This is a genomic window from Flavobacterium sp. B183, from assembly GCF_023539155.1.
In the GTDB taxonomy this organism is placed as follows: Bacteria; Bacteroidota; Bacteroidia; order Flavobacteriales; family Flavobacteriaceae; genus Flavobacterium; species Flavobacterium tructae.
The window spans coordinates 1,355,055-1,376,878 of sequence record NZ_CP097434.1; the positions used below are offsets into that span (position 1 = coordinate 1,355,055).

Sequence of the window (21,824 nt, forward strand, 5' to 3'; positions counted from 1 at the left end):
TGATTTAAATATGATCACATTTTATAGTAAGACAATAGAAATTTTTGAAAAAGAAGAAAATCAACAGAAATTTAGAGACAAAAATGTAACACCAGTTGGCTACATCGATTTGTATGCAGGACAAGAACAGGATGAAGATAATTTCGAACTTTTTTCACAACCAGCAATACTTATTGATTGGGATATTGACCACCAAACAGACCCAGCGACAGCAACAGTAACCTTTTATTGTTGCTACGAACAGTTACGTGACACCTCAAACATTTCGCTTAATAGAGAAATGGGGTTAAAATTCTTAGAATATGTTGGTATAATTGACAAAATAGCCGGCACAATTGAAACAGAAAATACAGGCAAGTTAGAAATTGTAACTGAAGGCTTCTTTAAAATGGATAGTATAGTTGATATCTATTTACTTACGTACGAATGTACCTTTAAGGGACGAAAAAACCCCCTTGATAAATATCAAGAGGGTCAATATGATAATCTTAATTTGAAAGCTAATCTAAAAGCTAAAATTGAGTTTGACTAACTTTTTAGAGCTTCTTTTGCAGTATTAAAATCTTTCACAAATTCGGTTGAATTACTTCCGTATTTTGTATTTGATATTAAAATTGAAGCTCTACCATCTTTTTCAACTGTAAAAAGCGCATAATCTTGTTTGTAATGCTTTTTCGCTTGGTTTATTGGCGTTTCATTCATCGAAAAATTAGTATCATACATATAGATAAATAGTTTAGCAACATCATTGAAATCTCCATTAACTTCTATTGACTTTACAACTTCCAAACCATAAACTGTAAATGTATTATACTTTATTTTCAAAGGCAATCTTCGACTTGGATTAGTATAAATTTCAAACTGAAATCCAGTACCGCTTGGTGCATTTTCTTTTGGATTCATCTTTAAGTTATCAGTTACCAATTTACGAACATTATTAAGTGTAATATTCAACTCGTAATAAGTGTTTTGTAATGGTAGATAATCATTAAAATAGGGTAATTTCTCCGGAAAATCTGTACTTATTGGTTGTTTTACATCATAATCCCAATCAGGTTGGTTCTGAGCAATTAAGAGTGCAGGAAAAAGAATAAATGTTAGTAGTATTTTTTTCATTTTTGACATTTTATTTGATTAGCTAAAGATAACTAAAATAATAATAGATACTAGAATTGATAGTACTATTGCAAAAATAAAGCCATAAAAAAAGCCTTTTAGAAAAGACTCTTTTTTCTCAGCTTCTATAAGCATTCGTGTTATTTGTTCCATTTTTTAAAAGTATTTAAATGTGGATTAAACATATTACGGATTACCGTAATATGTTTAATTACTACTTGTTTAGTGTATTTTTAGTATTCATCATTGTACCTTTTCTGATTTAACCATGTTACCAAATGTGCTTTCGCTTGACCTGTCTTAGCTAGATCTGCATTGTATTTTGGAAGCTGATTAAAACATTTAATTTTAGTCGCTAAATCTAATTTGTCCCAAGCTTTACGTGCAAGATCTCCTTTTCTTTTTAGGCCATACTTGTCATAAAATGACTCAAAACTATAATCCTCAAGTTTAAGCTCAATGTTAACGATGTTTTTATATTTAGTCCATTCTTCAATCATTTGCACATTTCTTGGAAAAGTGTTTTTATCTAATAAATTAAAGAACCCTTGTCCACTTAAATTAAGAAAGCAATGTAATACTTCATCAGATTTACGATATTGAAAAATCCATCTTTCTTTCGTTGAAATGAAGGTAACTTCGTAAGTGATAATATCTTCCATAATCGATTATTTTAATAAAAATTTAGTTGGTTTTGTATGAATGAAATTCTTTGAAATTTCTATTGCTTCTTTCTTCAGACGAGCTTCAGTTTCCCAAATTGTTTCTGATTTGTCAAGCGGCTTTTTTGGTATTTTTTTATGCATTAGGCTAATTTTTGGTTTAGATCGTTTATCACACTTTGAATTGAATGATAAGAACTCTCGTACTTTGAAACATAACTCATTTTATGCATTAAGTACTGTTCTAAAAAGTGAGCTTCATAGTACTCTAAAGACAATTTGAATTTATCATTTGTACCTATTTTACTGATAGTTTTCTTCAAAAGCTTTTTATGTAAATTGATTAGAATGTTATATGAAATTCTTGAAGCTCGATCTCTCACTATAGGTTTTTCCATTTCGGAAAAACAATCATTTATATACGTTAATTGTATAAATGATATTTTGATGTTGCAGTCCATTTTATAAAAGTTTTGAGATTTGTAATACTACATATTCAGGGTCTAAACCGTCGACATTTTTAACCACAAAATCCACTTTTCTTTTAATTTGATTGCCCGTATATCTTTCTGTTTTCGGGTTATATTCATTGAGAATTAATATATCTCTCTCTTGAAAATTCCTGTCATTCTTTCGAACTTCAACTTTTTTAATCCCAAAATTACATTCATGTAATGTTCGGGATGAATTTTTAATTCGTGATTCATTTAAAAAAGATTTAATTGATTACTATGTTTTTTTTGCTGTATATCTTTCAACTGCTTTCGTGCGTTTATAGCGAGATAACTATCATATGTTCGCTTACAAATGTTGAATTGATTCTCTATATGTAAATAGTAGATTTCTTTGAAAAACAAGCCTTGTCTGCTATGTAGCAAAGCAATTTCCTGTACTTTCAATACTTTTCTTAAAAATTTTCTCGATTATAAGCCATTTAATACTATCTTTGGAGCACTTTGCGAGAGTGGGCTTGAGATAGTATTATTTCAGGCTCTTTTTTTTAATTCGTAGATGGTTTGGGAATACCTGTTGCGTGATGCCACGCCTTTGTTCCCGTTTTTTCAGCACTACTTTTGTAGTTCGCTTTTAATCCTCTAAATTGCTTTGTCAGATCGTCTAATTCTTCATAATTATACGCGTATAGCTCTTTTTTTAAGATAGACGAGTTTAGCATCCAATTATTAAATTTCGTCCAACTATCAGCTTCTTTTATACCTGTAGACGTTGCAAGGGTTAAGATTACACTGCGTTTACGTTTCATGATCAGTTCCATTTCTGCTGACTGTGATTGATCATCATTTTTAATTGGCTCAATGCCGTTCTGTCTATTGAAATAGGCGTTTACTGCACTGTCAGAATCTGAAAAGTTATCGAGTTTGTGCTTTTTAGTTCCCATTTTTAAAAAGTGTTTGTTGAACTGGCTGATCATCCTTCTTATCCCAAATAACAAAGGGCTTATTTCCTCCAAATCGACTTCTTGGGTATGCTTTAAAGTTTTTAACTACAACTTTAATATCAGTCATATATTCGATGTCTCTTGCTGCTTGATTTTTTGGTTTGTCATTTTTTGCCCAACTCACCACAATAATTGCTTTTTTAGGGAACGTTTTCTCAAGCTCTTTATATTGTTTTGTAGTCAATTCTGAATAATCCTGACTATCAATTACAATGATTTTTGCTGATGCTCTACGTTTAAGCCTTGTCATAAGTTCATCAAAAGCTCCACCTGTAACAAACATTACCTTTCCTTTAACATCTTCCATGTTGTTGCGCTTAATTGCACTTTGTAATGATTTTGAATGACCTTGCTCATAAGAGTAATAATCAACTTTTGCTTTAAAATGTAAGGCTAACTCTTTAATGAATTGAATCACAAGTTCTGTTTTACCATTACCCGAGTCGCCAGTAATTGACATTTTGAAATTCTTTTCAATTTGCCCAAAACTGTCTAACCATCGATCTTCAATATCATAAACATCAAAGGACTTTTCCATAAACTGCGTTATTCCGATTGCTTTCATATTTACTAATTTTTCATTTTTCGCTCCCGCTTACGACTCGAACGTAAGTGCCTGCCTATCGGGATTTGCCAACCTATTCGGTTAATTCTTCTTCTATTTCTTTGCCTTGGCTTGCAAGTTTTCTCAGTAGTACTTCTAAATTATCATTCCACTCGAAGATTCTACCACTTATCCAACATTCCCAAGTACCATTGTTATTATCTATTTTATCATAAACTTGAAAAATTAAGTGAAACATCTTTCCATCTGTTATCTTCCCTTGTATAAACTCTAACATACTTCGCAGAGCCAGTGACCACAAGACAATCGTTCAATTTGTCAAATTCCTCAATCAAAGATTCGTCACCTAAATCCTTAACCTGACGTCTTGCTTTAGTCAGTAATTTGGCATCATAATCGCCTTTCGAGTTTTTCATTAGAATACCATCTAAAAGGTTATAAAAGCCTTTATTCCTATTCTCGAATTTCTCTCTAAAAATGTCTTTAATAGCAGTTATATGAACTACAGCCTGATCGTTGAAAGAAAGACGGTCTTGTGATTCGACAACAATCTTTACATTGTCATTTTTAAGTTCAAAACTCTTTGCTTCTTTAACTGATTTGCCTTCTACACTGTATTTCTGAGTATTGAACATTTCAGAGTTTATAATTGTTTCCTTTTTCAAGGTTTCGAGAATGTCCTTCGCGTCTTTAAACCTGTTTAAAACCTCGTTTAAAAAGGTTTCTTTGTCGTTTAAATACTCTTTTTTGATCTTTTCCTTTTGTTGCTTTTCCTCTGTTTCTTTGTTTTTTAAAAGCTCTCTTAATTGATCAGCTGAGAGGTTATTTATTGGAATTGTTACGGGTGTTGTCTGCATGATCTTAATTATTTATTGTTGTACTTATCTTAATTTTTAAACTTCAATGCTTGTTAATTTCCTTTCTTCTAAATCAATTATCTTTCGCACATAGTAATCTCGTCTATGTCTGTTTAGTGCAAAATCTGAGTGTTTTTCATTGTCAAAAAGCCAGTCATTCAAATCTTTAATTTTGTTTTCTAACCATTGCTTTGATACTGTCATAGTTTGAAGTTTTGGAGTTTGTTTATTATTCGTTTCGTCTTGCCAAATCATTTTTGCAATTGCACCGCTATAGGCTTTTACGATCTTGCTTAAATCATCTTTAATGATTAAAAGGTTGCTTGAGGTATAGAATGTCATCATAATGGAAATAGTTCGTTTAATAGTGAGATATTTACTTCTTGATTTTCTTTTTCTGCCTCTTCTAAAGCAGTTGTACAGATATTTCTTAAACTGTCGAAATCTTTAACACGTGCATTAAGCCAATTTTGGGCAGGTTTGTTTGTAATTCCTAATTCTTGGCATATTGCGATTATATCTTCGCTTATGGATGGGTCTAAGTTTGTCCATCCGAAAGACCAGCGACGATTCGTTTGCACAAAACCGTTCTTACGACGTTCAGCGCCTTTTAGAAGCATTTTTTGAACATCTATCCCAATTACAATAACTGCCGCATGTCCTTCTAACTCGTCAGCAATTGTTTTAACTGTTGGAATGTTTCCAGATTTAGAGTTTTCAAATTCGTCAATGATTAGCAAAGGATTATTACCTAAATTTTTAATCTTTTCGCAAACTCTTTTGATGATAGCTCCTTTTGTTCCTGTAGTAACTACACCAACTTCATTAGCTAAATTGATTGCAAATTCTTTTGAATTTTCGATACCTGAACACTTTACAAGGAACACTTGTGTAGGATACTTTCTTTTGTACATTGAAGCAGCATAACTTTTCCCTAAACCTGTATCACCATCAACACCTAATCTAATTTTCTTTTCACGTGCATTTTCAAATGTTAGGATTGATTGTTTGAAATTGAATGTGTTGAAGTGTTGCCAATAAGTTTTCTCCAATTTTAAACCTATCGCTAGAGCAATAGCTTCATAGTATCTGTCAGCAATTTTTGCTTTACCAATTGTCTCATTTCCTTTTACAATTTGATTAACATAAGCTTTATCAATGCCTGCTAATTTTGCTAAAGCAACTTGAGTTGTTGTGTTTTCCTGTAAATACGCTTCGATTGCTGAAGGGATTTGCTGTAATTTCTGAATTTGTGTTAACTTTGCCATACTTGTAAGATTTAGGCCGACCACTCAGAGTGATTAAAGTCTCTATTTACTCTCTGTTTGGTCGTGTTTTTAAGGTTATTATTCTCTTTATTTATCTGATTTTCATTGTAATTTTCTTTGTTTCCGCCAAAAGCTATAGCGTGACTGTAACCTAAATCGTTGATCACTTCATTTAATGAAGCCTCAAATTCATCGATTAATTCAGTTTGTTTTGATTTTCTACCTTTTAAGTGACCTAAAGCATTAGATTTTTGGTCGTCAGTCTCAGCATGAGACTGGGAAGCTCCAACAGAACGAGGACAAGTCATTATAAACTTTTCATCAAGTGTATATAAGTCTGCAAAATCTTCATCCCAAACCACTTTTACCTCAGCTCCGGTTGTGTAACCTACTGCTTTCGCGATCATTTCAGTTCCTGCGCCACCAAACTGTGGTATTTCAAATTGGAACTGCTCATTAGCATATCCTTTTGAGCGATATACATTCACATAACCTCTCATGTAGCTAACATCTACTTTCGTGTGTTTTGCAAACAAGTATCGCATTACAACAGGCTCTAAAGGAGAACATTTAGGATGCTTAATTGTGAAACGTTCTGCCGGTGATACACCGTCACGTAACTTTGCATTGTTCCAACGGTTAATTAAATCATTCATTTGGATTAATGCATCTTGATAAGTAGGCAGTTCATCAATATCTAAATGATCAGGATTTGCCTGTCCTTCAATGCCTGTTCCCCAAGATGTAGAAAGAAAGTTTTTAATGTCTTTTAAACTTCGTTTAAACAATCTGAATTGAGTTTCGGCAGGGTTAGCTTGTGAGTTACCCGATTCAATTGTTCTCACTTTGTTGAAAGCAAGATTTAAAAATGATTTGCTTTCTTTAGAGGTAAATGCACCGTGATTATCTGATACAAATTCAAACATTGTTTGATTTCCTCCTTTTTCGATAGCCATTTTTACAGCTTCCTTTGTCATTACTTCAGTTTCCTTGTGAGAACCACATGGAGATGCAGACCATCCTGCAATAAAACGGCTAGAAACATCAGTAATAAGAATTACATAAAGTTTCATTGTTGACCATTTGCCATTTGCTTTTCTGTATTTATAATTGATAGTTCCCGAACCATCGCCTGCAAATAATGAATGTGCAAATTGTAAACGTTCTGTTGTCACATACGTCTGTACATGTTTTTTATAATAATCTTCACCATGTCTTGCACGTGAAGTTTGTATCTGTTTGTTAAATCTTGTTAAGTGATGGCAAAATGTGCGGTAAGCAACAGGTTGTAAATCAAATTCCTTAACATCTTCGATGTAGTCACGTTCCCATAATGTGCGGATATATTCTTTTGTTGAGCCTCCCGGATTCATGTATAAATGAAACATCATTGCCTGATGAATATCGAACTGATAAATTTGACCTGTTGTTTCGTCAACTAATGGGTATTTACCAACAATTTGGGCGTTATCATTTCCATATTTGCCTGAGATAAAAAAGTTCAACTGATCTTTTAACGTCCCTGACAATGGAAATTCATTAATTTTGTTTCTTAAATAAGCTGCTGAATTAATTCTAAAGCCTTCAAGTTCCAACGGTGCTAACATATCAGTACACATTTGGTAGAAATCCTGCTTTTTATTAATTCCTAATTGTTTGAAATTATCATTATATAGTTGCTTTAAAATCCACAAACACCAAGCTCTACCAGTTGCCATTTGCTCAGCTTGTTTTTGACTAAAACCAACCATTGCACTATACATGTAGTATGTTATATCAGTATTATCAACTAATGAGTTTACTTGTAATTCAATGTTGCTTTTTAAGTGATTTTGTTTGTTCGATTTTTCGGCACCTTGCAGAGCTTCATACGCTTGTAGAAGCTCATGCTTTGCGCCAAATGTTGAACGATAGTAAGTTGGTTTTCTATCAGGCAGAGAGTCGAAATCATAATAAAATGTTCCGTTTACTTTGCCCCAACGCCATGAACTACCAGTATTTGGTAAAAAGTCACCGTATTTGTAACCTTTTTGAATTGACTTTTTAAACAATGCTCTTGCACGGGTTCTTAAATATTCTTCCGTTACCTGACATACTTGTAGTATAAGACGTTGAGACAACCAGATAGTTTCCCCGTCTTTATAGTTACGAATTAGTATGTCGTTAGGTAATAATTGCATTTTGTTGACTAGTTGATTAAGATTTTTTCAAGTTCTGCGAACTTTTCCATGATTAATTTTGCAGCTGCAGACTTTTGATTTCTTTCGTTTATAACAACCTTTTTACAATAAACTTTGCTACTACCAGTCATACTATGAAGCAGTTCCCATGTTTTAAATTTCCTTGCTTGTGTGATTAATATGCTCATATCTTAAAAATTTATATACCTTTGTATCGTTAGAGTGATACAAATGTAAGCAATTTGCATACAAAAGCAACAAAATGAGTACATATTTTACGCAATATGAGTACAGAAATTAACAAAAGCCTTATTTTAAACGACTTAAAAGCACATTACGGTTTTGATACCGATAGTGATTTTGCTGATTTTTTAGGAATTAAGCGACAAACCTTGTCATCTTGGCACACTCGAAACACATTTGACATTGATCTTTTGTATGCAAAATGCGTCAATGTTGATGGTAATTTTTTGTTGACAGGAAAAGGGACAATTACAAAACGAAATGTAAAAGAATTGTCACAGTCTGAAAATGTCACAAAAACTGTCACATTTTCGAATGAAACGAAAAATAAAGAAAATGTACCACTTTTAGTAAATTCGGACAAGTTAGGTAGGATGCCAGCAGTAGTTACTGTTGATAGATCAGGAAAAGATAATGTTGTTTTAGTTCCTGCAAAAGCAGCTGCAGGTTATTTGGTTGGTTTTGGTGATCCTGACTTCGTTGAGACTTTACCAACGTTTAGTTTACCTAATATTAATAATGGTACATTTAGAATGTTTCAAGTTTCAGGACATTCTATGTTTCCGACACTAAGTGATGCCTGTTACGTAGTTGCTGAATGGGTAGAAAATTGGAATAAAGATATAAAAGACAACCGTATATATGTGGTTGTCAGTAATGATGGTATATTAATAAAGCGAGTATTGAACCGATTAAAAAAATATGATAATTTATATTTGAAATCGGACAATAGAAAGGATTACCCGAATATGGTTCTCGAAACATACCAAATAAAAGAAGTCTGGGCAGTAAAAATGCACCTCTCGTTTGATTTACCTGACCCTGCAGTATTATACGATCGTGTTGGTGATTTAGAAGCAGAAATCGACCATATTAAATCCCTTTTAAAAGGCAAAAATTAAACCCTTTTTTGCCTTCGTTTAATTTTCGACCTTTTTTATTAAAGTGAAATTAAACCTTTTTAAACCTTTTTTAGTATTAAAGCCTTTATTTATAGTATATATTTGGTTTAGCCCCTAATAAAGTAGAGGATTGCTTGTGGAGAAATTGACGGATAATGACGGGTATCTGACATTTGCTTTTAAACGCTAGTGCTAATTTTGAACAATCTAATTTTAAAAATAATGTTATGAATTTAAATGAATTTGCGTACAAACTGGGAGTTTTGGGAACTGTAATTATTTTGCTTTGGGTAGGACTTTTTAAGTTTACAGCAGTGGAAGCCGGAGCAATAAAAGAATTGGTCGAAAATCATTTTGCTATGGGCTGGATGTATAAAGTAATGTCGGTTCAGCAGGTTTCAAATCTTATTGGGATTTTTGAAGTGTTAACGGGGATTGGTTTACTGGCTTCTTTGTTTTTAAGAAGAATTGGTTTTTATGCGGGCTTTGCATCAGCGGTTATATTTGTGACAACATTGAGTTTTCTGGCGACCACTCCGGGTGTTTTTAAAATGGTGGAAGGATTTCCTGTAACCGATTTTTTTATTTTAAAGGACATTCCGTATTTGGCAATTTCACTGATGGTTTTTGTGAATGGTAAAGAATAAAAAATATTGAGCGGTGTTGATAAAAACCTGCATTCTTTCTCTAAAAAAAGACTAAATTTGAACTTCCTCAATTTTGTATCTCAACTTTTCTTATGATTCATATAATCAGTTGTTTATGTGATGCGGAACGTAGAATTTGGAATTTTAAATTTGTCTTTTTATACCTATGTACTTAATATTCGATACCGAAACCACCGGATTACCAAAACGATGGGATGCTCCGATAACCGATTCTGATAACTGGCCTCGCTGTATTCAGATCGCATGGCAGCTCCATGACGAAATGGGGCAGCTCATAGAGCATCAGGATTATCTGGTTAAGCCTGACGGATTTAATATTCCGTACGATGCCGAGCGTATTCACGGAATTTCGACAGAATTAGCTGAAGCCGATGGAATCACGCTGGCCGAGGTTTTGGAGAAATTCAATATCGCTTTAAGTAAAACCAAATTTATTGTGGGTCAGAACTTAGGTTTCGACGTCAATATTATGGGGGCTGAATTCCATAGAATGGGAGTGGACTCTCCTATGAGTTCGATGCCGGTTTTGGATACTTGTACAGAAGTTACCGCTTCGTTGTTAAAGCTTCCGGGTGGACGTGGAGGAAGATTCAAATTGCCAACGTTAACAGAATTACACGAATATCTTTTTAATAAACCTTTTGCAGAAGCCCACAACGCAACTGCCGACGTTGAGGCAACTACGCGTTGTTTTCTGGAGTTAATCAGAAGAGAGGTTTTTACCAAAGAAGAATTGGATGTTCCAAAGGATTATTTTAAGGAATTCCAAAGTAGAAATCCACAGGAGTTTCCATTAATCGGATTAAAACACATCAATTTAAAGGCTGCTTCTGACAAGATTAGAGAGCAGTTAAAGGCTTTAGAGTCTGTTGGACAAGAACCTACCATTTCGCATTCAGACAGAGAAGATTTTAAAGCAGCAAAATATGCGCATTTGCACAATCATACACAGTTTTCGGTACTTCAATCTACTATCGGAATTGGAAATATTGTTTCGGCTGCAGCCAAAAACGGAATGCCGTCCGTGGCTATGACGGATACCGGAAACATGATGGGGGCTTTCCATTTTGTGAGCGCCGTTATGAACCATAATAAAGCAGCTTCAGGAAAAATAAAGCCTTGGTTGAAGCTGGAGAAGAACCGACTGAAACCGAAGTAAAACCAATTGTAGGCTGTGAATTTAATATCTGTGAAAATCACTTAGACAAAAGCAAAAAAGATAATGGTTACCAAGTTGTTTTACTGGCTAAAAATAAAGCAGGTTATCACAATTTGGCCAAAATGGCTTCGATTGCCTATACGGAAGGTTTTTATTATGTTCCGAGAATTGACCGTGCCATTGTAGAGCAATATAAAGGTGATATCATGGTTTTGTCCGGGAATTTATACGGAGAAATTCCGAGTAAAATTCTGAACATTGGTGAAAATCAAGCTGAAGAAGCTTTGATTTGGTGGAAAGGACAATTTGGTGAAGATTTCTATCTGGAAGTAATGCGCCACAATCAGGAAGATGAGAATCGTGTCAACAAAACGCTGATTGAGTTTTCTAAAAAACACGATGTAAAGTTAATCGCTACTAACAATACTTATTATTTAAATAAAGAAGACGCCAATGCACACGACATTCTATTGTGTGTAAAAGACGGTGAAAAGCAGGCAACACCAATTGGTCGTGGGCGAGGTTACCGCTACGGACTTCCAAATCAGGAATATTATTTCAAGTCGCAAGAGGAGATGAAAAAACTCTTTGCCGATTTACCGGAAGCCATTATCAATATTCAGGAAATTATTGATAAGGTTGAAGGATATTCGCTTTATCGTGATGTATTGCTTCCAAAATTTGATATTCCAGAAGAATTTGTTGATCCGGAAGATGAAAAGGATAATGGTGTTCGTGGTGAAAATGCTTACTTGCGAGACCTTACAATGCGAGGAGCCGAAAGAAGATATGGCGTAATAACCGAATCGATTCAGGAGCGTTTGGATTTTGAATTATTAACGATTTCAAATTCAGGATATCCGGGTTACTTTTTGATCGTACAGGATTTCATTGCCGAGGCTAGAAAAATGGACGTATCGGTAGGTCCCGGCCGTGGATCTGCAGCGGGTTCAGCCGTTGCGTATTGTCTCGGAATTACGAACATTGACCCCATTAAATACGATTTACTTTTTGAGCGTTTCCTAAATCCTGACCGTGTATCGATGCCCGATATTGATATCGACTTTGATGACGAGGGGCGTGGACGTGTAATGGATTATGTAATCAACAAATACGGTCAAAAACAGGTGGCACAGATTATCACGTATGGTAAAATGGCAACCAAATCGGCAATTCGTGATACGGCGCGTGTACTGGATTTACCATTATTTGAAGCCGATAGAATTGCAAAACTGATTCCGGGAATGATGCCGTCAAAATGGAATTTGGCACGTTTTATTTCTGAGAGTGAAGATGAGGTCAAAAAAGCACTTCGTTCGGACGAATTTGATAATGTAAAAGAGTTAATCGCTATTGCCAATGAAGATGATTTGGCGGGAGAAACCATTCAGCAGGCAAAAATCCTTGAAGGATCGATGCGTAACACCGGTATTCACGCCTGTGGGGTAATCATTACACCTTCGGATATTACGAATTATGTTCCTGTTACCACCGCAAAAGATTCGGATTTATATGTAACTCAGTTTGATAACTCGGTTGCAGAAAGTGCCGGATTGCTGAAAATGGACTTCTTGGGTCTGAAGACCCTTACACTGATAAAAGATACCGTAAAACTGGTAAAATACAGAACGAACATTGATCTGGATCCTGATACTTTTCCGATTGATGACGAAGAAACGTATGCGCTTTTCCAAAGAGGTGAAACGGTTGGAATCTTCCAATACGAGTCGCCCGGGATGCAGAAATATATGAAAGATCTAAAGCCAACGGTTTTTGGAGATTTAATTGCCATGAACGCATTGTATCGTCCGGGACCTTTAGAGTATATTCCGTCTTTCGTTCGAAGAAAAAACGGTGACGAGGAAATCAAATACGATTTGGATGCCTGTGCCGAATATTTATCAGAAACCTACGGAATTACAGTTTATCAGGAGCAGGTAATGCTTTTGTCTCAGTCTTTGGCAGGATTTACAAAGGGTGAGGCCGACGTTTTGCGTAAAGCGATGGGTAAGAAACAAAAAGACGTACTGGATAAAATGAAGCCGAAGTTTGTGGAACAAGCAGCGCAAAAAGGTCATGATGCAAAAGTTTTGGAGAAAATCTGGAAAGACTGGGAAGCCTTTGCGAGTTACGCCTTCAACAAATCACACTCGACTTGTTATGCCTGGATTGCTTATCAAACAGCCTACTTAAAAGCACATTATCCGGCAGAGTATATGGCCGCTGTACTTTCAAATAACATGAACGATATCAAACAGGTTTCCTTCTTTATGGAAGAGTGTAAACGTATGGGCTTACAGGTTTTGGGGCCGGATGTAAATGAATCGTACTATAAATTTACTGTTAATGATGATTATGCCGTTCGTTTTGGAATGGGAGCAATCAAAGGAGTAGGTTCCGGAGCCGTAGAGACAATTGTAGAAAATAGAAAAGACGGAAGATATAAATCGATTTTTGACTTGGCCAAGCGAATTGATTTGCGTGCCGCTAACAAAAAAGCGATTGAAAATTTAGCATTAGCAGGGGGTTTGATTCTTTTGAAGGAACAACCAGAGCACAATATTTCCACGATGAGGGAGATGGAATTACATTCTACGAAAAAGCGATGCGTTACGGATCGAAGTTTCAGGAAAATGAAAACTCCTCACAGGTAAGTTTGTTCGGAGAAACCAGCGAAGTACAGATTGCTGAACCTGTCGTACCTCCTTGTGAAGACTGGAGTACCATGGAAAAACTGGCGAAGGAAAAAGAAGTAGTTGGAATCTATATTTCAGGACATCCTTTGGACGATTTCAGATTTGAGATGAAATATTTCTGCAATAACAAATTGGAATCCTTGAAAAGTATGAACGAGTTTGTGGGTAAAAATCTGAATTTTGCCGGAATCATAAACAATGTTCAGCATCGTGTGGCTAAAAACGGAAAAGGCTGGGCAGTTTTTAACTTAGAGGGGTATGATGAAAGTTATGAGTTCAAGATTTTTGGGGAAGAGTATTTAAAATTCCGCCATTTCTTAATTCAGAATAATTTTGCATTCATCAAAATATTGATAAAAGACGGTTGGGTAAATCATGACACCGGTAAGAAATCGGATCCAAGAATGCAATTTGTTGAAATCAGGCAATTGCAGGATATCTTGGAAGCTTTTGCCAAAAAGCTGATTTTGCTGTTAAACATAAAAGACCTTCAGACAGATTTTATTCATAGGTTAAGCCATTTGTTTAGTGAGAATAAAGGAGACAATTCAGTGACTTTTGAGATCATGGAATTGGAAAAAGTAAAGAGATTGGTTGAGGTAGAAACGCCAAAAGATTTTGAAGAATCTACTTTTGAAGAAGAAAATGACAGGGAAGATGATGGAATAGAGGAAACAAAGATTCAGGAAGTAAATGAAGTTGAGGAAATTAAGGTGGTAAACAAATTAACGATGCCAAGCCGCAGGTTAAAAATAAAAATCTCAACAGAGCTATTGATAGAATTGGAAAAAATGCAGGTGAATTTTAAGTTAAATTAGATTTTAACAGTTAAAATTTAAAAGAATGTATTTTTTTTACGTTAAAATTATGCATGCATAATAGTTTTTTAGTAATATTGCTCAAAATTACAACGATTTCGTTCCAAGTCTAACAACGCAAACCAGAAGATTATGTTAAAATAATCTATGTTTGTAAAAATTAATTAAATCAAAATTATGAAAAAGAACCTATTTTTATTAGGGTTATTAGTTTGCTCTATGGCCACAATGGCGCAAACAGAAAAAGCAGATAAACCGGAAAGCTGGTATTTTAAATTGGGTGCGTCTTACTTCAACCAAACTGCTTCTACAGAATTTCCTGTCGTTGGAGGTCAATTGCCAAACAGAGATGTTTATGCAGGTACTTTAGCAAATAATAAATTGGCATCTAGAGAAAGTGTTACTGGGTCTTTTGGACAAGGTTTCAGAAGTGGAATTACTGCAGGTTATAGATTCTCAGCACGTTTAGGAGTTGAGATGTCAGCTAACTACTATGTAAGTAATGAAAAAACCATGTCACAAACGACTAACAGACTTATTTCATATAATCCAGCTACTAGTCCGGCAGCTACTTATGTAAGTTTTACAGCGAATGGAGAAATTAAAGCTTTTGATTTAGCACCAGCAATCGTGATGTTTTTAGGAGAAGCTCATGGTTTTGAACCATACACTAAAGTAGGAGTTATTGTTCCTGTTCATGGTACATTGGATATTAAAACGGATAGACAGTATACGACGTTTGTAGGAGCCAATCAAGTTGCTTCAACAAATGCTTTCTCAAAAGATGTAGTTAAACCAAATCCAACAATCGGATTTATGGCATCTTTAGGTACCTCTTATAAATTAGGGAAACATATTTCTGCTTTCGCAGAATTGGAATACCGTAACTTTACAGTACACGGAAAGACTAAAGAAACTACAATATATACTGAAAATGGTGTAGATAAATTAAATGAAACAACTGCTTTCAGAGCTGCTTCATATTCTGCAACTCATACTAAATATGTAGATCGTTTAGACGGAAACTCTAATAATAAGGAGTATAATCCATCAGGGTACGATTCTACTAAACCAATGAACGAATTAAGTTCTTATGTTGGAATTTCAGGTTTAGGATTGACTTTAGGTCTTAAATACAGCTTATAATTTTATATAGTTTTAGTTTTTAGAAAAAGAGGATATTCGAAATGAATATCCTCTTTTTTTGTTCCCTGTCATTTCGACTGAAAGGAGATCGCACAAACAATTCCGCAAAGAAACTCCGCGTTGAAAGTCGCCAATCTTTGTCGATCTGCTAATGTGATTAGCTTCGCCTGTTCGCTATCGCTCGAGTCTCCTTTCAGTCGAAATGACAATATTGAGGTCAAGACTAATGATCGCAGGAAAAAATCTGCAAAATCTGCAGGATCTGCGTGAAACAAAATGGGCTTGCTCTTTATCTAGAGTTTCTAAATTCTTTCAAAACTTCATCGATAACCCAGGTTGTTCTCGCAGCAGAGGTTCCTTTTGATGGTGAGAAATCGTCCTTGCCTAAAATTTCAGCAACAACAGTTTCAACAAGTGGTAATTGAATGTGAAGCGGATTTTCGATCGTAATGCTTTCTTTTTCACCATTTGCATATTGAATATGAATTGGATCATTCCCAAAAGTAGAGAACGAAATTTTACCTTTGTCGCCTACAATATCGGTATTGTCGTAACGCTCAAAACTGGCAAAATTCCATAAACCGGTTCCGTGGATTCCGTTTTCGAATAAAAATGACATCGAAACCGAATCTTCTGCCGGATAGGCTTTGAGCTGTGAACTCGCATGCCCGCGGACTGATTTAATCGGACCAAATGCAAAATCAAGAAAATCTAAGGTGTGACAAGCCAAATCGACAAATATTCCGCCACCGGAAAAGTGTGGTAAAACCGTCCAGGGCAAATTGATTTCGTCGTCGTAACGCTTCTCAAACGGATGGTATAAAACACAATTTACATGTCTGACAGTTCCTATTTTACCTTGTTCTATTAGTTCTTTTATCTTCAGGAATCTTGGAAGGCTTCTTCTGTAATAAGCAACAAATAAAGGCACATTGTGTTCTTTACAAACGCTGATCATTTCGTTGCATTCTTCAAAATTTAAAGCCATTGGTTTCTCTACGTAGACAGGTTTCCCGGCTTTGGCACATAAAATAGTGTATTCTTTATGAGAAGATGGAGGTGTAGCAATATAAACGGCATCAACTTCAGGATCATTAATTAAATCGATGGCGTTGGAGTACCATTTCGGAACATTATGACGTTTGGCATAATCTTCGGCAAGAGCTGCATCCCTTCTCATAACAGCAACTAAAGCTGAATTTGAAGCTTTCTGAAAAGCAGGACCGCTTTTAACTTCCGTTACATTTCCGCAACCTATAATTCCCCATTTTACAATTTTCATGTTTTAGATTTTAGTTTTTCAAATTTAGAAAGTTTGCCACGAATTCACGAATTATTTTTCATGCAGATTTATAAAAGTTAGCCACAGATTTATATGATTCTCACAGATTAAAAATCATATTAATCTTTTTAATCTGTGGCAAAAAATAAAGCCACGAACTCACAAAATAATTCGTGAATTCGTGGCTAAAAAATTTAGCTTAAAGTATTACTTTTTGGTAAAGCTTTAAAGCCCATATTGTAAAGTGTAAACGCTTGAACATCTACATTCTCCTGGATAGTTGCGGCAACAGATTTTCCTGCACCGTGACCTGCTTTTACATCAATACGAATTAATACCGGATTTTCTCCTGTTTGTTTCTCTTGCAGCTCAGCAGCAAATTTAAAACTGTGTGCAGGAACCACACGGTCATCATGATCACCGGTAGTTACCATAGTTGCAGGGTACTTAACGTCTTTTTTTACGTTTTGTACTGGTGAGTATCCTTTTAGGTATTCAAACATTTCTTTGTTATCCTGTGCAGTTCCGTAATCGTAAGCCCAACCTGCACCGGCAGTAAAAGTATGGTAACGTAACATGTCCATTACACCAACAGCTGGTAAAGCAACTTTCATTAAGTCAGGACGCTGTGTCATAGTCGCACCACTAATAAACCTCCGTTAGAACCTCCGCGAATAGCAAGGAAGTCTGAAGAAGTATATTTTTGTGCAATTAAATATTCGCCAGCCGCAATAAAATCGTCAAATACATTTTGTTTTTGCAATTTAGTTCCGGCATCGTGCCATTTTTTACCGTATTCACCACCACCTCTTAAATTGGCAACAGCATAAACGCCTCCGTTTTCTAACCAAACGGCATTTGCAATACTGAAACTAGGAGTTAGGCTAACGTTGAATCCGCCGTATCCATAAAGAATAGTTGGGTTTTTACCGTCTAATTTTAATCCTTTTTTATAAGTGATGATCATCGGAATTTTTGTTCCGTCTTTTGAAGTGTAGAATACTTGTTTTGATTCGTAATCTTCGCTTTTAAAATCAACTTTTGGTTTTTGGTAGATTTCAGATTTACCTGATTTTGGTTCAAATGAATAGATCGTTCCGGGAGTCGTATAATTGGTAAAGCTGTAATATAATGTTTTATCCCCTTTTTTGGCTCCAAATCCACCGGCACTACCTACTGCAGGAAGTTTGATTTCACGGATTAGTTTTCCGCTGTAATCGTATTGTTGTATAAATGAAACTGCATCTTTGGTATAATTGGCAAAGAAGAATCCTCCACCGGTTGTAGGGGATAGGATGTCCTTAGTTTCTTTGATAAAATCTTTCCAGTTTTCCGGTTTTGGATTGCTGATATCAACAGTAACTACACGTGAGTTTGGTGCATTTAAGTCTGTATCGATAAATAATTTAGTTCCTTCATTCTCGATAATCTGATTGCTGCTGTTGAAATTGTCTACAATCGTTACAATCGGACTATTAGGTTTCGTTAAATCTTTGATGAACAACTCATTTCCGTAAGTAGAATTGGCTGCAGAAATTACCAGATATTTGTCGTCTTCTGTAACATATCCGCCAATATATCTGCGTTTTTGATCAGCTCCGTAGATAACTTTGTCTTCTTTTTGAGAAGTTCCCAGTTTGTGGAAATACAATTTATGCTGATCGGTTTTGCAGATAGTTCACTTCCTTTTGGCTTATCATAACTGGAGTAATAAAAACCGGTATTTCCATGCCATGAAACTCCGCTGAATTTTACATCAACGATGGTGTCTTCCAGAACTTTTTTAGTGATAGCATCAATAATGATTACTTTTCTCCAGTCGCTTCCTCCTTCAGAAATAGCATAAGCTGCTTTTGATCCGTCTTTAGAGAAGTTTAATCCTCCAAGAGAAGTCGTGCCGTCTTTAGAAAAAGTATTCGGATCTAGAAAAACCTCTTCTTTACCGTCTTTCCCTTTTCTATAAACTACAGATTGATTCTGAAGTCCGTTGTTTTTAGAATAGTAAGTAAATTTTCCTTCTACAAATGGAGCACTGATCTTTTCATAGTTCCATAGTTTTTCCATGCGCTTTTTAAGTTCATTGCGGAATGGAATTTTGTCTAAATAACCATAAGTTACCTCATTTTGAGCCTTTACCCAGGCTCCAGTTTCAGCCGACTTATCGTCTTCAAGCCAACGATACGGGTCGTTTACTTTAGTGTCAAAATACACATCAACCGTTTCGCCTTTTTTAGTTTGGGGATACTGAATTTTGCCTTGCCCGAACGAAATTCCTGCAGTTGTGATTGCCATTAGAAGAAATGTTTTTTTCATAATTTTTGTTTAACGATTGTAGCAAAAATAGCATTTTTGTTGTGAAATAATAATGATAAAAAGTTAAACCATATAAGGCGTACAAGCTTGCTTAGTCAGGTATTAACTAATCTTAGCTATATGTCGTATATGGTTTAAAAATGTTACAGATTGAAGTTAACTCCAAGGACAATATTTCGTCCTATGTTTGGTATACCGTCCGTTTTTAATCTTGACAGGTGAGCAATATATTTTTTATCCAATAAATTGTTTCCGTTTAGGTTAACATCGAAAGCATGTTTACCCAGTTTTACTGTTCCACCAAAACCTAAATTCACTAAAGTATATCCTTTTGAAGCAGTTTCAAAACCACTTACATTATTTTGGCTAAAAGTAGAAGAAACATTTAGAGAAGCATAACCTTCTTCAAACCAATTTTTGATTTTGAATTCAGTTCGTAAAGTATTATTCCAGTTATTAGCAGGAATTAAAGGCAGGTAATCATTGTTTTGTTTTTTACCTGTTACCGTTTCAAAACTGGTTTCAAAATGCAGCCAGTCCAGCGGATGAGGGTGGAAGTGTAAACCTGCTTCACCTCCGTATAATTTGGCGTCATTCTGAACATAAGCAAAAACATCGTTGTTATCACGTACTTCGCCTGTTGGTGAAGTGTAAATGTAGTTGTTCACATGATTGTAAAATCCGTTGATGAAAAACTCAAAGTGTGTGTTTTTATATTCTAAGTTTAAATCGGTTTGAACGTTTTGCTCGTTTTTTAAATTAGAATTTCCAACTTCATAACGGTTCGTTCCTTCGTGAACCCCGTTTGAAGTAAGCTCGGCTAAGTTTGGCGCTCTGAAACCTGTTGCTACATTCAGTCTCAGTGTTAAAGGTTCTGCAAGTTTGGTTTTATATCCCAAAGAAGCATTAAAACTCTCAAAGGAACGGTCTAAAGGCAGAAAATAACCTTCTTCACCTTCGGTACCGTGAGCTTCAGAAGTTACTTTTCGATTGTCAAAACGTAATCCGGCTTGTAAAACATTATTATTCCATTCGTAATTTGCAGTTCCAAAAGCACCAAAATCATTTGTAGTCGCATTTGGAATTAAATATTCTTCCCCGGAATTTTTATTAGTCTGATGCATTCCCTGAACACCAACAATCGTTTCAATTTTACCGAATTTTGGAAAATGATATTTGGCATTGTAATTAAAAGTATTCAGTTTCATATGAAGTGCAGCAACATTACTGTCTTCAAATTCACTTCTGTCATTCGCAATGTAGCCTAAATCAACGTCCAGTTTAGAGTTTTGAAAAAGATCACATTGTTCAAACTCAATAAATGGTTGAAGATTCCTTGTCTTGGGAACATCGTATTTTTGCTTGATGACTGCTCTGCGATTCCTTCTTCGGGAATACCAATGTCGAGCTTGTTGTAATTGTAACGCAAAACACTTGAGAAACTAGAGTTGCTGTATCCAACTCCGGTTTTAAAATCGGTTTCATTATAGCGGGTATTGGTTACACGATCACCGTCGGCAATTTTATAATCAGAATGAGTGTTGAAGCTTCCTCTGGCTAAGAATTTCCAGTTGTCTGTTGAAGTTTTTAAGCCAATAGAAGAGTTACTTCCCTGTGTATTGGTGAAGTATTTTTGACTAAAATTAGCCTTGAAGGTATTTGCGTCGGCAAATTTTTCAGGATTAAAATACAAAACACCACCTAAAGCATCAGATCCGTATAATAAAGAAGCAGGCCCTTTGATTACTTCGACACTCTCTATTCCGGCATCATTAAGTCCCAGGCCATGTTCGTCTCCAAATTGTTGATTTTCGATACGAACTCCTTGCGAGTACACTAAAACACGATTTCCGCTTAAACCTCTAATAACCGGTTTTCCAATAGAAGTTCCCGTAGAAATTTGAGAAACCCCCGGAATAGTTGCCAGACCTTCGATTAAAGTTGAAGTTCCTTTTTGTTGTAATGTTTTAATGCTTTCATGTTCTACTTTCATTACGTTTTGCGATTGCAATTTGTTGAAAGGAGTTGAAACCACAACTTCATCCATTTCAAAAACAGATTCCGTAAGTGTAATGTCTAAAGTGTTTTCTTTTAATAGTTTAGAAATGGTCTTGCTTTGCGTAGTATAACCGATAAGAGTAAAAGAAAGTCGGAAACTACCGTTTGGAAGATTCTTAAAATCGTATTTTCCGTTTTCATCTGTTGTTGTTCCTTTGTGTAGTTCAGCTGCATAAACAGATACGCCGGCTAAGGGTTTGTTTTGAAGATCGATAACAGTTCCCGATACCGAATTTTGAGCAGAAAGAATGCCCGTAAACCCTAAAATAAGGGCTAATATTAGTTTTTTCATTTGAAAATGATGCTATAGTTAATTGAATTTGTCTTGCAATCTGAAACTAAAATCAACGGTACAACCTGCCGAACCTGAAAGTTTCAGGATGGGGAAATTCACCAATTTTTTAGAATTAGATTAAAAAGAGTTTAAATTTATTT

At 35.2% G+C, this 21,824-nt stretch carries 17 protein-coding genes and 3 pseudogenes; 5 read left to right on the forward strand and 15 right to left on the reverse strand.

Going from position 1 to position 21,824, the window contains the following annotated elements; genetic code table 11:
- Positions 1-10: 10 nt before the first annotated feature.
- Positions 11-532 (forward strand): hypothetical protein, encoded by a 522-nt coding sequence (locus M4I44_RS06060; protein ID WP_249966814.1) that lies wholly within the window; start codon positions 11-13, stop codon positions 530-532.
- Here M4I44_RS06060 and M4I44_RS06065 read toward each other — a convergent pair.
- From M4I44_RS06065 to M4I44_RS06115, 12 genes are all read right to left on the reverse strand, one after another.
- Entirely contained in the window at positions 529-1,116 is a 588-nt protein-coding gene (locus M4I44_RS06065; RefSeq protein ID WP_249966815.1) for a hypothetical protein, read from the reverse strand. The genes M4I44_RS06060 and M4I44_RS06065 overlap by 4 nt on opposite strands.
- 233 nt (positions 1,117-1,349) lie before the next feature.
- Positions 1,350-1,778, reverse strand: coding sequence for a hypothetical protein (locus tag M4I44_RS06070; protein ID WP_249966816.1), 429 nt, complete (start codon positions 1,776-1,778; stop codon positions 1,350-1,352).
- Positions 1,779-1,784: 6 nt separating this feature from the next.
- A complete protein-coding gene (locus tag M4I44_RS06075; protein ID WP_249966817.1) occupies positions 1,785-1,922 on the reverse strand; it encodes a hypothetical protein in 138 nt (45 codons plus the stop codon).
- On the reverse strand, positions 1,922-2,101 hold the full coding sequence (locus tag M4I44_RS06080) for a hypothetical protein (RefSeq protein WP_249966818.1): 180 nt from the start codon (positions 2,099-2,101) through the stop codon (positions 1,922-1,924). The genes M4I44_RS06075 and M4I44_RS06080 overlap by 1 nt, the downstream gene beginning before the upstream one ends.
- A gap of 139 nt (positions 2,102-2,240) precedes the next feature.
- Positions 2,241-2,501: a DUF3850 domain-containing protein gene (locus M4I44_RS22590; RefSeq protein WP_371923041.1), complete on the reverse strand. Its 261-nt coding sequence runs from the start codon at positions 2,499-2,501 to the stop codon at positions 2,241-2,243.
- Between the two features lie 277 nt (positions 2,502-2,778).
- Positions 2,779-3,174 carry a hypothetical protein gene (locus tag M4I44_RS06085; RefSeq protein WP_249966819.1) on the reverse strand — a complete coding sequence of 132 codons (396 nt, stop codon included), beginning with the start codon at positions 3,172-3,174 and terminating at the stop codon, positions 2,779-2,781.
- On the reverse strand, positions 3,164-3,799 hold the full coding sequence (locus M4I44_RS06090; protein WP_249966820.1) for a hypothetical protein: 636 nt from the start codon (positions 3,797-3,799) through the stop codon (positions 3,164-3,166). Before M4I44_RS06090 ends, M4I44_RS06085 begins: the two co-directional genes overlap by 11 nt.
- A gap of 209 nt (positions 3,800-4,008) precedes the next feature.
- Positions 4,009-4,656, reverse strand: coding sequence for a DUF3164 family protein (locus M4I44_RS06095; RefSeq protein WP_249966821.1), 648 nt, complete (start codon positions 4,654-4,656; stop codon positions 4,009-4,011).
- A gap of 36 nt (positions 4,657-4,692) precedes the next feature.
- Entirely contained in the window at positions 4,693-5,001 is a 309-nt protein-coding gene (locus M4I44_RS06100; protein ID WP_249966822.1) for a hypothetical protein, read from the reverse strand.
- A complete protein-coding gene (locus M4I44_RS06105) occupies positions 4,998-5,924 on the reverse strand; it encodes an AAA family ATPase (RefSeq protein ID WP_249966823.1) in 927 nt (308 codons plus the stop codon). The genes M4I44_RS06100 and M4I44_RS06105 overlap by 4 nt, the downstream gene beginning before the upstream one ends.
- An 11-nt stretch (positions 5,925-5,935) precedes the next feature.
- Positions 5,936-8,104, reverse strand: a complete 2,169-nt coding sequence (locus M4I44_RS06110) for a hypothetical protein (protein WP_249966824.1) — start codon at positions 8,102-8,104, stop codon at positions 5,936-5,938.
- An 8-nt stretch (positions 8,105-8,112) separates the two neighbouring features.
- Positions 8,113-8,292, reverse strand: a complete 180-nt coding sequence (locus tag M4I44_RS06115; protein ID WP_249966825.1) for a hypothetical protein — start codon at positions 8,290-8,292, stop codon at positions 8,113-8,115.
- Between the two features lie 96 nt (positions 8,293-8,388).
- Between M4I44_RS06115 and M4I44_RS06120 the strand changes: the two genes are divergently transcribed.
- From M4I44_RS06120 to M4I44_RS06135, 4 genes and pseudogenes are all read left to right on the forward strand, one after another.
- Complete coding sequence (locus tag M4I44_RS06120; protein ID WP_249966826.1) at positions 8,389-9,249, forward strand: LexA family transcriptional regulator; 861 nt, start codon at positions 8,389-8,391, stop codon at positions 9,247-9,249.
- A gap of 227 nt (positions 9,250-9,476) precedes the next feature.
- Positions 9,477-9,896 carry a DUF417 family protein gene (locus M4I44_RS06125; protein ID WP_017494677.1) on the forward strand — a complete coding sequence of 140 codons (420 nt, stop codon included), beginning with the start codon at positions 9,477-9,479 and terminating at the stop codon, positions 9,894-9,896.
- Positions 9,897-10,062: 166 nt separating this feature from the next.
- A pseudogene (dnaE, locus tag M4I44_RS06130) lies at positions 10,063-14,590 on the forward strand (DNA polymerase III subunit alpha).
- Between the two features lie 177 nt (positions 14,591-14,767).
- Positions 14,768-15,736, forward strand: coding sequence for an outer membrane beta-barrel protein (locus M4I44_RS06135; RefSeq protein WP_026109781.1), 969 nt, complete (start codon positions 14,768-14,770; stop codon positions 15,734-15,736).
- Between the two features lie 289 nt (positions 15,737-16,025).
- On the opposite strand, the gene M4I44_RS06140 is transcribed toward M4I44_RS06135, so the two are convergent.
- The 3 genes and pseudogenes from M4I44_RS06140 to M4I44_RS06150 all read right to left on the reverse strand — a co-directional run bounded on the left by M4I44_RS06140 (position 16,026) and on the right by M4I44_RS06150 (position 21,681).
- Positions 16,026-17,018 (reverse strand): Gfo/Idh/MocA family protein, encoded by a 993-nt coding sequence (locus M4I44_RS06140; protein ID WP_249966827.1) that lies wholly within the window; start codon positions 17,016-17,018, stop codon positions 16,026-16,028.
- 194 nt (positions 17,019-17,212) lie between these two features.
- Positions 17,213-19,310: pseudogene (locus tag M4I44_RS06145) on the reverse strand (prolyl oligopeptidase family protein).
- A 164-nt stretch (positions 19,311-19,474) separates the two neighbouring features.
- Positions 19,475-21,681: pseudogene (locus M4I44_RS06150) on the reverse strand (TonB-dependent receptor domain-containing protein).
- Positions 21,682-21,824 lie beyond the last annotated feature (143 nt).

Excerpts from the sequence above, each read along its gene's own strand:
- M4I44_RS06060 (WP_249966814.1), top strand. The coding sequence starts at position 11 with ATGATCACATTTTATAGTAAGACAATAGAAATTTTTGAAAAAGAAGAA.
- M4I44_RS06075 (WP_249966817.1), bottom strand. The coding sequence starts at position 1,922 with ATGCATAAAAAAATACCAAAAAAGCCGCTTGACAAATCAGAAACAATT.
- M4I44_RS06110 (WP_249966824.1), bottom strand. The coding sequence starts at position 8,104 with ATGCAATTATTACCTAACGACATACTAATTCGTAACTATAAAGACGGG.
- M4I44_RS06120 (WP_249966826.1), top strand. The coding sequence starts at position 8,389 with ATGAGTACAGAAATTAACAAAAGCCTTATTTTAAACGACTTAAAAGCA.
- M4I44_RS06095 (WP_249966821.1), bottom strand. The coding sequence starts at position 4,656 with ATGCAGACAACACCCGTAACAATTCCAATAAATAACCTCTCAGCTGAT.
- M4I44_RS06070 (WP_249966816.1), bottom strand. The coding sequence starts at position 1,778 with ATGGAAGATATTATCACTTACGAAGTTACCTTCATTTCAACGAAAGAA.
- M4I44_RS06090 (WP_249966820.1), bottom strand. The coding sequence starts at position 3,799 with ATGAAAGCAATCGGAATAACGCAGTTTATGGAAAAGTCCTTTGATGTT.
- M4I44_RS06085 (WP_249966819.1), bottom strand. The coding sequence starts at position 3,174 with ATGGGAACTAAAAAGCACAAACTCGATAACTTTTCAGATTCTGACAGT.
- M4I44_RS06115 (WP_249966825.1), bottom strand. The coding sequence starts at position 8,292 with ATGAGCATATTAATCACACAAGCAAGGAAATTTAAAACATGGGAACTG.
- M4I44_RS06140 (WP_249966827.1), bottom strand. The coding sequence starts at position 17,018 with ATGAAAATTGTAAAATGGGGAATTATAGGTTGCGGAAATGTAACGGAA.
- M4I44_RS06125 (WP_017494677.1), top strand. The coding sequence starts at position 9,477 with ATGAATTTAAATGAATTTGCGTACAAACTGGGAGTTTTGGGAACTGTA.
- M4I44_RS06065 (WP_249966815.1), bottom strand. The coding sequence starts at position 1,116 with ATGAAAAAAATACTACTAACATTTATTCTTTTTCCTGCACTCTTAATT.
- M4I44_RS06105 (WP_249966823.1), bottom strand. The coding sequence starts at position 5,924 with ATGGCAAAGTTAACACAAATTCAGAAATTACAGCAAATCCCTTCAGCA.
- M4I44_RS06135 (WP_026109781.1), top strand. The coding sequence starts at position 14,768 with ATGAAAAAGAACCTATTTTTATTAGGGTTATTAGTTTGCTCTATGGCC.
- M4I44_RS06100 (WP_249966822.1), bottom strand. The coding sequence starts at position 5,001 with ATGATGACATTCTATACCTCAAGCAACCTTTTAATCATTAAAGATGAT.